An 11,611-nucleotide genomic window follows, 5' to 3' on the forward strand; every position below is an offset into this window, starting at 1 on the left:
CGCACAGTGCGCGTACCCCGGTGAGGAAGCCCTCCGGTGCGGGGATGACGCCGGTCTCCCCCTGGATGGACTCCAGGATCACCGCGGCGGTGTCGTCCGGGGCTTCATTGATGAGGTCACGCAGTGCGTCGAGGTCACCGTAGGGGTAGAACTCCACCCCGGCGGGCATCGGTTCGAAGGGGGCCCGCTTACCCGGTTGGCCGGTCATCGCGAGCGAGCCCATGGTCCGGCCGTGGAAGCCGTGCTCCGCGGCGAGGATCCGGGACTTCCCGGTCAGGCGGGCCGTCTTGAAGGCTGCCTCGTTGGCCTCGGCACCGGAGTTCGAGAAGAACACGTGGGCATCCGGGGAGATGAGGTCGCGCAGCTTGTTCGCCAGGGCGATGACCTGCGGATGGGCAAAGATGTTCGAGGTGTGGCCCAGCGTGGCGATCTGGGTGGAGACAGCCTCCACGATCGCGGGATGGGCGTGGCCCAGGGCGTTGACGGCGATGCCGGCGAGCAGGTCGATGTACTCACGGCCGTCGGAGTCGGTGACCCTGCTCCCCTTCCCGGAGACGAGTTCGATCGCCGGGGTGCCGTAGGTCGGCATGACCGCAGCCTCCCAGGCAGACCTCCAGTCGTTGCCGGGTGTGTTGTCGGTGGTGGTGTCAGGCATTGGGGGACTCCCAGTCTTCAGGGGCGATCATCGTTCCGATGCCGCCGGAGGTCATGAGTTCGAGGATCACGGAGTGTCGCTCGCGTCCGTCGATGACGTGGGCGGCGGAGACACCGGTCCGCACAGCGGAGAGGCAGGCCTCCATCTTGGGGATCATGCCGGCGTCCAGGTTCGGCAGGATCTTCTCCAGTTCATCCGGGGCGATCCGGGAGACGAGCGAGTCCTTGTCCGGCCAGTCGGTGTACAGGCCCTCGACGTTGGTCAGCATGACCAGACGCTCGGCACCCAGTGCGCTGGCGAGCGCACCCGCGGCAGTGTCGGCGTTGATGTTGTAGACGTTGCCGTCCGCGTCGGGGGCGAAGGGCGCGACGACGGGGATCCGGCCCGCATCGATGAGGTCCATGAGCACGGTGGCGTCAACCTGGGCGATGTCGCCGACCCTACCGAGGTCGACCTCCTCACCGTCGACGACGGTGTTCTTCTTCACGGCGGTGAACAGCCCGGCGTCCTCCCCGGAGGTGCCGACGGCGAAGGGGCCGTGCTGGTTGATGAGGTTGACCAGCTCGCGGCCGACCTTCCCGAAGAGCACCATCCGCACATACTCCATGGTCTCCGGGGTGGTGTAGCGCAGCCCGCCGATGAACTTCCCCTCGAGTCCGACCTTGTCGAGCATCTCGGTGATCTGCGGGCCGCCGCCGTGGACGACGATGGGGTGCGCACCGACGGTGCGCAGGAACGCCATGTCGGCGGCGAAGGCGGCTTTGAGGTCCTCGTCGATCATGGCGTTACCGCCGTACTTCACGACGACGATCTTTCCACGGTAGTGCAACAGCCAGGGCAGTGCCTCAGCCAGCACGTTGGCCCTGGTCGCCGGGGACAGGTCCGTGGCGCCACGGTAGACGACTTTCTCACTCTTCTCGGGCACGGATTCGGTCACGGTATGGCTGCCTTTCCTAGGAGCTGTACGCGGAGTTGATGTGGACGTAGTCGTGGGAGAGGTCCGTTGTCCAGACTGTGGCCGTGCCCGGCCCACCGGTACCGAGGTCGACGAGGACGTCGATGTCCTCGCCCGACAGGTCGACGTCGCGGGCGTCAGGTGTGCCGGTCGCGTCGACGCATACCGGATGCCCGTTGAAGCTCACCGAGATCTTCTCCGCGTCCATGGGCACCGGCGCCATACCGACGGCGGCGAGGGTACGGCCCCAGTTCGGGTCGGAGCCGAACATGGCGCACTTGAAGAGGTTGTCGCGGCCGAGGACGCGGGCGGCGGTCTTGGCGTCCTCGTCCGTGACCGTGCCTGTGACCGTGATGTTCACTCTCTTGGTGACGCCCTCGGCATCCGCCTGCAGCTGCTTCGCCAGGTCGAGACACACAGCGTGGACGGCGGCGGCGAACTCCTCCTCGGACGGGGTGACGCCCGAGGCCCCGTTGGCCATGAGGAGGACCGTGTCGTTGGTGGAGGTGGAGCCGTCGATGTCGATACAGTCGAAGGTCACCTCGGCGGACGACCTCAGGAACGGTGCCGGGTCGGCGACATGGGCGTCCGTGGTGAGCACGACGAGCATGGTCGCCAGGGACGGGGCCATCATGCCCACCCCCTTGCCCATCCCGCCGAGGGTCCATCCGTCGCCGTGGTACACGGCCTGCTTGCTGACCGTGTCAGTGGTCATGATCGCGGTCGCGGCGGCGAGACCTGCCTCCGGGGAGGTCGCGGCGTCCGCCCGGACGCCGGTGGTGACCGTGTCGATGCCGGCCGCGAGCTTGTCCATCGGGAGGGTGTCGCCGATGAGTCCGGTGGAGCACACGGCGATCTCGGACGCGGGGACGCCGAGGGCGGCGGCGACGGCGACGGCGGTGGTCTCGGCGTCCCGGTCACCCCGGGCGCCGTTGCAGGCGTTGGCGTTGCCGGAGTTGAGGATCACGGCGTGGAAGGTGCCGTCGTTGTGCGCGCGGGTGTACTTCACCGGTGCGGCGAAGACCTGGTTGCGGGTGAAAAGGGCGGCGGCGGTGAACTCGGGGCCCTCGTTGACGACCAGGGCGAGGTCGGGTTTACCGGACGGTTTGATGCCCGCGGTGGTGGCTGCGGCCCGGAAGCCGGCTGCTGCGGTCACTCCGGTGGTGGTCTCGGTCATGGGTGTTCTCTTCTCGTGAGTGCGTACGTGTTCGGGGCCGACGACTACAGGCCGGCCATGGGCAGGCCTGCGGTCTCGTCCCAGCCCCGGATGATGTTGAGGCACTGCACGGCTGCGCCGGCGGTGCCCTTGGTGAGGTTGTCGATCGCGCTGGTCGCCACGACGACCCCGTCTGTGACGGTCACCTGCAGGTGGCACATGTTGGTCCCCGCCACGCTCTTGACCTCGGGTTGCTCACCGACAGGCAGCAGGTGGAGGAAGGGTTCGTCGGCGCAGAAGTCCTCGTAGGCGGCGCGGATCTCCGCCTCCGTACCGTGGGCGTCCGCGGTGACGGTGGTGAGGATCCCCCGCCGCAGCGGGGCGAGTACCGGAGTGAAGGTCACGTGGACGGCCCCGGGGTGGCCGTCAGGCAGGACCCGGCGGATGTTCTGCGCCATCTCCGGGGTGTGCCGGTGGGTGCCGACCTTGTAGGCGCGCAGGTTGTCCATCGTCTCACCGCCGAGCATGGGCACCGCGGCCTTCTTGCCGGCACCGGTGACACCGGTGACCGAGACGACGGAGACCTTCGGGTCCATCAGGCCGGCATGCATGGCCGGGAGCAGGGCGAGGGTCGCGCCGGTGGGGAAACACCCGGGGACGGCGACACCGGTGGCGCTCCTCAGGATCTCCCGGTTTCCGGGGAGCTCGGGGATACCGTAGGGCCAGCTGCCGGGCCACTCGCCGCCGTAGTAGGTGTCCCAGTCCGCCCGACTGGTCAGACGCCGGTCGGCCCCGCAGTCGAGGACGAGGGTGTCCCCCAGGTCGAGTGAGGAGGAGACGCCGTGCGGCAGTCCGAGGATCGCGACGTCGTGGGCGGCGAGCACCTCCTCGGTGGTCGCCTCCACGGTGCGTTCGGCGAACTGCGGCAGACCGGGGACGAGGTCCCCGAAACGCTGGCCTGCGTTCGAGGCGCCGGTGAGGGCGCCGATGGTGAAGTCCCGGTTGTATCCGGGATGGCCCAGGAGGAGGCGGAGCGCTTCTCCCCCGGCGTATCCGCTGGCACCTGCCACTGCGATCGAGATCATTGTGCAAGTATGCACCGCCACACAACATCACGCAAGTTATGCATGACAGTGGTTTTTATTCATACCGTCGTTGTGGACGAACCCCTCACCTCGCCCGCGCCGGTGGATCTCCGGGACCACCGGGAGATCCGGCACTCCGGCCCCTCGTCGGACACTTCCCGATTCTGACCTGTCTTCCTCGCCTCCTGCACGTCATGCGCCCCCCGGCCCCGGACGTGGTCAGCCCCACTCCGCCACCGGCGGTTGTACGGCGTCCCGCAACCAGGACGCCACGACCTGTTCCGCCGCCACAGGGTCAGCCACGACGAGACACCGGCTCCATTCCCGGTACTCCCCCGCCACGACCTCGTCCCGCTGTCCGTCCCGCCAGGTCAGCAGGACCCCGTCCCCGGTGTTCTCCACGGCCAGATCCACGATCAGCTGTGTCCGGGCGTCATGGAGGACAGTCTCCGCCCCTGGCACGGCCAGTGCGTCCCGGACCTCCCGGGGGACGGACAGGTCGGTGGCGGGGATCTCCGTGGCCACATGGTCACCGGTCTCCGCCCAGAACGGGAAACTGTCGCTGTACCGCCCCCACCCGGCGTCCCGGAAGGCCGGGTCCGCGGTGGCGAACTGCCAGAGCACGTCGACGACCGTCTCCGGGGACACGTCGTCCAGGCTGAAGGTCTCGCTGAGGTGGTAGCTCAGCTCCCACTCCCCCTCGCCGAACCAGGCCTCGCACATGGTCGCCAGCGACTGCGGATCATCGAGACAGTCCTCGATCTTGACAGTGCCGTCCCCGTGTTCCTCGACCGTGCGCACCGCGTCCGCGATGTCGGCGCGGGTGACGTCCTCCACCCGGGTGCCGGGGTCCACCTCCCTGTTATCGGAGCCCAGGTACAGTTCAGCGCGGTCTCCGGCGGAATCACTCATGCGGGCCAGGGTAACAGGGGAAACTACCCGCGCAGGGTCGCCCCGACCTTCTCGGCCGCCGCGGCGACCGCGGCCTCGCGTGCTGCGGAGGCCTCGTCCTCGGTGAGGGTCCGGTCGGTGGCGCGGAAGCGCAGCGAGTAGGTCAGCGAACGCTTGCCCTCACCCAGCACCGCGGCGTGGTACTCGTCGAACAGCCGGATCGACTCGAGCAGTTCACCGGCACCGGAGACCAGCGCAGCCTCCACGTCGGCGGCCGGCGTCGTCTCGTCGACGACCACGGCGACATCCTGGTACAGGGCCGGGAACGGGGACAGTACCGGACGCGGGAACGTCGGCGCCAACGGCAGTGCGTCAAGGTCGATCTCCACGGCGATGGTGCGCCTGGGCAGGTCGGCACGCTCACAGACCTGCGGGTGCAGTTCACCGGCGTGACCGACGACGACCCGGTCACCGTCGACGTCCACGAGGACCTCTGCACAACGGCCCGGGTGCCACGGAAGGTGCTCCACGTTACGCAGCGAAACCTCGACACCGACGGCCCGCGCGATGACGCGGACGGCCTCGAAAGCGTCGGCGGCAGTGTACGGCTGAGCGGGACCCCAGGTGCCCTGCAGCTCCCGGTCGCCGGCGGCGATGACGGCGACGTGCAACGGCTGATCCGGCAGGGACGCCAGCAGCTCAGCGACCTCGGCGTCGGAGGGACGCGACGCGGTCGACAACATCGGGGACGTGCCGGAGACCCCGGTCGGCAGGGTGACCTGTTCGACACCGAAGAGACCGAGGTCCTTCTGCCCACGGGTGATGTTGCGTCGCAGCGAGTCGATCATCGACGGCAGCAGGGTGGTGCCGATGGTGGCGACGTCGCTCTCCAGCGGATTGAGGACCCGGACAGCGGAGCGGCGCGCGTCGTCGGCCCCGAGGCCCCAGACGTCGAAGGTGTCGTTCGGGATGAACGGGCTCGGCAGGACCTCCAGCCAGCCGTTCCACGCCAGGGCGTGGCCGACGGCGCGGCGCATCCGCTGACGTGGGGTCAGTCCGCGGCCGGCCGGGGCGGTCGGGATGACCGAGGGGATCTTGTCGAGACCCTCCAGTCGCAGCACCTCCTCGACCAGTTCAGCGGGCATCGTCAGATCGGGACGCCACGTCGGCGGGACAACCTCGATGGCCATCGCACCATTGGCGTCCCGTTCACCGGTGGCGGTGACGGAGCAACCGACCTCGGTGAGGCGTCCCACCGTCGTCCCCGACGGGTAGATCGTGCCGGCCATCCGGCCAGGCGCTGAGGTGTGCATCGCAATGGTCGGCATGGCCGGGACCTCGCCGACGACGGACACACCCGGCACCACGGTGCCGCCGGCGATGCGGGTCAGCAGGGCGACCGCGAAGTCGAGCGCCGCCTCGACGGCGGCCGGGTCGGTGCCCCGCTCGAAACGGCGGGACGCCTCGGAGGACAGCTTGTGACGTCGTGACGTCCGGGCCACGGCGATCTGGTCGAAGTGGGCTGCCTCGAAATAGACCTCGGTGGTCTCCGCGGAAACTTCCGAGGTGGAGCCGCCCATCACCCCGGCCAGGGACTGGATTCCGGTGTCGTCGGAGATGACGACGTCCTCACCGGACAGGGTGCGCTCGACACCGTCGAGCGTGGTGAGCCTGTCCCCCTCGTTCGCCAGGTGCACCTGCAGGTCACCGCTGATCCTCCCGGCGTCGAAGGCGTGCATCGGCTGGCCGAGCAGGAACATGACGTAGTTGGTGACGTCAGTGGCCGCGTTGACCGGGCGCTGCCCCGACAGCAGCAGTTCACGCTGCATCCAGTAGGGGGATTCGACGGTGGGGTCGATGCCGGAGACGCGGCGGATACCGAAGCGGGAGGCCTTGGTCGCCGGGTCCACACTGATCGCCGGGAGGTCGGACACGTCACCGGCCGACGGCAGTCCGGCCAACAGGTCCGTCGGCAGGGCGGCGGCGGCGGGATCGGTCGCCGGGTCCCGGAAGGACAGTCCGAAGGATGCCGCGAGCTCGCGCGCCAGGCCTCGGGCAGACAGTGCGTAGCCTCGGTCCGGGGTCACGTTCACCTCGAAGACGGTGTCGTCGAGACCGAGGAACCCCCGGGCGTCCGCACCGATCACGATGCGGGGATCATCGGCCTCCCTGCCACGAAGAGCGATGATGCCGGCGGTCTGGACGGACGCCAGGCCGAGCTCGGCGGCCGAGCACATCATGCCCTCCGACACCTTGCCGTAGGTCTTACGGGCGGCGATCTCGAAACCTCCGGGCAGCACGGCACCGGGCAGGGAGACGATGACGATGTCACCCTGACGGAAGTTCCGGGCGCCACAGATGATGTGCTGTGGTCCACCGGTGCCGTTGGCGTTCCCGACGTTGACCTCGCAGTAGCGGATCGGCTTCTTGAAACCCTCGAGTTCCTCGAAGCTTTCGACACGTCCGAAGACGATGGCACCCGTGGAAGCTTCCACGTGCTCGTAACCTTCGGTCTCGAATCCGACGCGGACGAACCCGGCGTCCATCTCCTCACTGGTGACGGAGAAGGTGGCGTTGGAGGTCCGGAGAAGGCGGGTGAGCCAGTCCTGGGAGATCAGCATGGGTGGTACTCGGTTCCTTGGGGTGAAGAGGTCAGGAGGGGGAGGGACACGCGGTGGTGCATCAGCCGCGGATGCCGAAAGGTTCGGTGAAGCGGACGTCGCCTTCCACCATGTCACGCATGTCCGGCAGGCCGTTACGGAACTGCAGGGTGCGCTCGATGCCCATGCCGAAGGCGAAGCCCGAGTACACGTCCGGGTCGATACCGGCGGCAGTGAGGACGTTGGGGTTGACCATGCCGCAGCCGCCCCACTCGATCCAACCGGCGCCGCCCTTCTTGTCCGGGAACCAGACGTCGACCTCGGCGGACGGCTCAGTGAACGGGAAGTAGTTGGGCCGCATACGCGTCCTGGCGTCTCCTCCGAACAGGATTCGGGCGAGATGGTCCAGGGTGCCCTTGAGATGCGCCATGGTCAGCCCCTTGTCGACCGCCAGGCCCTCGACCTGGTGGAAGACCGGGGTATGGGTGGCGTCCAGCTCGTCGGTGCGGAAGACCCGGCCCGGGCAGGCGATGTAGATCGGCACGTCCCGGGACAGCATGGTGCGCATCTGCACCGGGGAGGTGTGGGTACGCATGACCTGCGTCGACCCTTCCGGGCTGATGTGGAACGTGTCCTGCAGGGTGCGGGCGGGATGGTCCGGGAGGAAGTTCAGCGCGTCGAAGTTGAAGTACTCCGCCTCAACCTCCGGGCCGTCGGCGATCTCCCAGCCCATACCGACGAAGATGTCGGCGATCTGCTCGGAGAGGATCGTGATGGGATGCTGCCCACCTCGCTGACCGCGGGTGGTGGGCATGGTCACGTCGACGCGCTCGGCGGCGAGAACCTCGGCGTTACGCTTCTCCTCCAGCCGGGTTCTGGTCAGATCGAAGGCCTTCTCAACCCTGCCCCGGGCCTGATTCACGATCCGGCCGGCATCCTTGCGCCGCTCCTTCGGTAGGCTGCCGAGGCCGCGGCGGGCGGCCGGGATCGGGGCGTCATCACCCAGGTGGGCGCGGCGCAGCTCAGGAAGCTGGTCCAGATCCGTCGCCGCAGCGAAGGCCTGCTCCGCGGACTCCGCCGCGGCGGTCAGTCCCGCTTCGCTCATGTCTACCCCGTCAGCCACCTGCTGCACCTCACACTCGTGGAAATCATCGGACACATGTCCATAGCCGGTTGCTGATCTTAGCAACTCTGCGCTGCGGGGATCACACCCGGGCGACCCGCGCGGTCTCGTAGAGGCAGACCGCCGCCGCGGTCACCAGGTTAAAAGACTCCGCCAACCCCTGCATCGGGATGGAGACCCGCAGATCAGCGAGATCCTGCCAGTCGCCCAGGCCGTGCGCCTCATTACCGAAGAGCCAGGCGACTCGCTGGCCGAGCAGCGGGGTCTCCCCTGCAGACGAGACCGAGGCCTCGTCGAGGGAGACGTCCCCGTCGCCCGCGGTCGCCAGGACCACGAATCCCCGGTCATGGAGCTCCTCAACGACCTCCGGGATGCTGGTGTGCCGGGTCACGGGCAGGTGGAACAGGGAACCCGCCGAAGAACGGACCGCCTTGCCACCCTGCGGGTCCACGGTCTCCCCCGCGAAGACGACTCCCGCCGCACCCGTCGCGTCCGCCACCCTGATCAATGCTCCGGCGTTACCCGGCTCGGCGGTCTCCACCGGTACCGCGAGGACGCACGGGGTGTCATCCCCCGCGGCGGCCAGCACGCCGCCGAGGTCAGTGAGCTGGGAGGCGCACAGCGCGAACAGTCCGGTCGAGGTCACGGACTCGCTCAGCGCGTGCGCCGCACGGTCGGTGATGAGACTGACGTGGACCCCCCGGTCATCCTCCCCGGTGACGGCGTCGAGATCCCGTCCGAAGGAGTCAAGGGCCGCCTCAGTGAGGAAGACGTCGACGACGGTACCGTGGCGCAGCGCAGACATCACCGCGTTGGCCCCTTCGGCGAGGAACCGCCCCGCCTTGCGTCGCGCCGCGGCACGGTGCAGCTTGGCGGCGTTGACGATCCGGGGCGTGCGTTCGGTGAAGGGTTCGTCACCCATCCGGCTACGCCAGTCGGCGGACAGCGCAGAGGAGACGGGGAGAACGGGTGCGTCAGTCATGCCGGCCAGTGTATCGGGGTCACGGACACCGGTCGGACACCGGTCTGACACTGGCCTGACGTGGCCCGGACGTGGCCCGGACACAGCCCGACCGGCCGGCGCATACGAAAAACTGCACCGCCCGGTGTGTCCCGGGTGATGCAGTGGTCGTGGGTGCGCGGTAGCGCGCCGTCAGTCGCCTACTTGGCGACCGGAGCGTTGACGTCCTCGGGGAGGGCAGCCTTGGCAGCCTGCACGAGAGCGGTGAACGCGGCGGGATCGGAGACGGCAATCTCGGCGAGGTTCTTGCGGTCGACCTCGATGCCGGCGAGACGCAGGCCCTGGATCAGACGGTTGTAGGTGATGTCGTTGGCCCGGGCAGCGGCGTTGATGCGCTGGATCCAGAGCTTCCGGAACTCACCCTTGCGGGCGCGGCGGTCGCGGAAGGCGTAGGTCTTCGAGTGGAGAACCTGCTCCTTGGCCTTGCGGTACAGGCGGGAGCGCTGGCCCCGGTAGCCGGAAGCCTCGTTGAGGATTTCGCGGCGCTTCTTCTTCGCGTTCACAGAGCGCTTGACACGTGCCATGATTGACGTCCTTTGTTACTCAGTCGACGGTTGTCGGTTTCAGGGGGTGCAGGCGTTCCCTAGGCCTTGCCGAGGAGGCGCTTGATGCGCTTGGTGTCGTCACCGGACACCTCGGTGGTGCCCTTGAGGCGACGGGTGCGGGTGGAGGGCTTGCCCTCGAGGAGGTGACGGCGGTTGGCCTGCTCGCGACGGAGCTTGCCGGAACCGGTGACCTTGATGCGCTTGGCGGTGCCCTTGTGGGTCTTCTGCTTCATCGTGGATCCTTAAATTCTCGTTGCGTCCGTGCCTGCGGGCACGGGTGGCGTGGCGGAAGGCTACTTCTTGCCCTTGCGGACCGGGCCCAGCACCATCGTCATGTTGCGTCCGTCCTGCTTCGCTCGGGTCTCGACGACGCCGTACTCCTTGACGTCCTCAGCCAGTCGCTCGAGCAGCCGGAAACCGAGCTCCGGACGGGACTGCTCCCGACCACGGAACATGATGGTCACCTTGACCTTGGACCCCTTCTCCAGGAACCGGACGACGTTACCCTTCTTGGTCTCGTAGTCGTTGTCGCTGATCTTGGGGCGGAACTTCTGTTCCTTGACCACGGTCTGCTGCTGGTTCTTGCGGGCCTCACGGGCCTTCTGATCCTGTTCGTACTTGAACTTGCCGTAGTCCATGATCTTGCAGACGGGCGGCTTGGCGTTCGGGGCAACCTCGACGAGGTCAAGGTCGGCGTCATAGGCCAGCTTGCGTGCATCGTCGATGCGGACGATGCCGACCTGTTCGCCACCCGGGCCGACGAGCCGGACCTCGGGAACGCGAATCCGGTCGTTGATGCGAGCTTGAGCGCTGATGAGAACTCCTCGGTAGCAGTGGTAGAAACGTGTACCGCGTACTGCGAGTGTGTGTGGACGGTGTCCGTCCACATGGATCCCCCACGGTGCGTGCGCACCGCATCAAAACCGTTCCCCGCCTGCGTCCACCACAGACGCTGTCGAAAAACGGACTTGGTGACCCGGACCCAGCTCGTGAGCGGTTCCAGGTGGGAGATACTCCACTTGCAGCCCGTCAGTGTCGACAGGCGGTAGTGCCAATGATTCTAGCACCGGTGACGGAGAAGTCCAAAACCAGGCACTGTGAGGCGCAGGCCCTCCCGCCGATGGCCCCTGGAGCCCCGGGAGTGGTTGCTTTGCTGTAACTTCATGTCATGGGCACTCACCACGAGTCCGGGGGGACATCGGGAAGCCGACCCTCCCCCGGCACCACTCCACCAGTCAACAGTCCGTCACCGTGTTTCGCCGGCCCACCACCGGGCTACGCCGCCCCTCAGCCACGACCTGGCAGATCACGCGATACCGTCACCACCGTCATCTCCTGGCTCGGTGCGACCATCCTCACTCTCGGACTCGTCTTCCTCACCGTCCAGGCCGTCGAGCACAACTGGCTCGGCGCGGAGGTCGCGGTCTGCCTCGCGGCCGTGGTCTGTCTGACACTCGCCGCATCCTCCTTCGTGGCGCACCGGAACTCCCCGTCCGGCCCGGTGGCGCCGGCGCTCCTCACCGTCGCAGTGCCGGGCCTCCTGGCAGACATCTGGGTCACCGTCTTCGGTCTCGGTTGGA

11 protein-coding genes and 1 pseudogene are annotated in these 11,611 nt (G+C 67.9%); 1 reads left to right on the forward strand and 11 read right to left on the reverse strand.

The window, feature by feature from the left end:
• From QZV72_RS14635 to infC, 11 genes are all read right to left on the reverse strand, one after another.
• Window positions 1-655: aminotransferase class III-fold pyridoxal phosphate-dependent enzyme (locus tag QZV72_RS14635; RefSeq protein WP_297009468.1), on the reverse strand; the 655-nt coding region annotated here is incomplete at its 3' end.
• Window positions 648-1,535 carry an acetylglutamate kinase gene (gene argB / locus QZV72_RS14640; protein ID WP_297009475.1) on the reverse strand — a complete coding sequence of 296 codons (888 nt, stop codon included), beginning with the start codon at window positions 1,533-1,535 and terminating at the stop codon, window positions 648-650. The genes QZV72_RS14635 and argB, both read right to left, overlap by 8 nt.
• 73 nt (window positions 1,536-1,608) lie before the next feature.
• A complete protein-coding gene (gene argJ, locus QZV72_RS14645; protein ID WP_297009469.1) occupies window positions 1,609-2,787 on the reverse strand; it encodes a bifunctional glutamate N-acetyltransferase/amino-acid acetyltransferase ArgJ in 1,179 nt (392 codons plus the stop codon).
• Between the two features lie 44 nt (window positions 2,788-2,831).
• Complete coding sequence (gene argC / locus QZV72_RS14650) at window positions 2,832-3,851, reverse strand: N-acetyl-gamma-glutamyl-phosphate reductase (protein WP_297009470.1); 1,020 nt, start codon at window positions 3,849-3,851, stop codon at window positions 2,832-2,834.
• Window positions 3,852-4,070: 219 nt separating this feature from the next.
• The gene (locus tag QZV72_RS14655) at window positions 4,071-4,763 is read right to left on the reverse strand and encodes a hypothetical protein (RefSeq protein ID WP_297009471.1); all 693 of its coding nucleotides are present in this window, start codon (window positions 4,761-4,763) and stop codon (window positions 4,071-4,073) included.
• 23 nt (window positions 4,764-4,786) lie between these two features.
• Window positions 4,787-7,363, reverse strand: coding sequence for a phenylalanine--tRNA ligase subunit beta (gene pheT / locus QZV72_RS14660; protein WP_297009472.1), 2,577 nt, complete (start codon window positions 7,361-7,363; stop codon window positions 4,787-4,789).
• A gap of 61 nt (window positions 7,364-7,424) precedes the next feature.
• Complete coding sequence (pheS, locus tag QZV72_RS14665; RefSeq protein ID WP_297009473.1) at window positions 7,425-8,447, reverse strand: phenylalanine--tRNA ligase subunit alpha; 1,023 nt, start codon at window positions 8,445-8,447, stop codon at window positions 7,425-7,427.
• A gap of 100 nt (window positions 8,448-8,547) precedes the next feature.
• Entirely contained in the window at window positions 8,548-9,387 is an 840-nt protein-coding gene (locus QZV72_RS14670) for an RNA methyltransferase (protein ID WP_297009477.1), read from the reverse strand.
• Window positions 9,388-9,626: 239 nt separating this feature from the next.
• Window positions 9,627-10,010 (reverse strand): 50S ribosomal protein L20, encoded by a 384-nt coding sequence (gene rplT, locus QZV72_RS14675; protein WP_297009474.1) that lies wholly within the window; start codon window positions 10,008-10,010, stop codon window positions 9,627-9,629.
• A gap of 59 nt (window positions 10,011-10,069) precedes the next feature.
• Window positions 10,070-10,264, reverse strand: coding sequence for a 50S ribosomal protein L35 (gene rpmI / locus QZV72_RS14680; protein WP_014009786.1), 195 nt, complete (start codon window positions 10,262-10,264; stop codon window positions 10,070-10,072).
• Window positions 10,265-10,324: 60 nt separating this feature from the next.
• A complete protein-coding gene (gene infC, locus QZV72_RS14685; RefSeq protein WP_297009478.1) occupies window positions 10,325-10,846 on the reverse strand; it encodes a translation initiation factor IF-3 in 522 nt (173 codons plus the stop codon).
• A 353-nt stretch (window positions 10,847-11,199) separates the two neighbouring features.
• Here infC and QZV72_RS14690 point away from each other — a divergent pair.
• Window positions 11,200-11,611 (forward strand): annotated as a pseudogene (locus tag QZV72_RS14690) (hypothetical protein); the annotation flags it as partial.

Source organism: uncultured Corynebacterium sp. (assembly GCF_902782855.1).
Taxonomy (GTDB): domain Bacteria; phylum Actinomycetota; class Actinomycetes; order Mycobacteriales; family Mycobacteriaceae; genus Corynebacterium.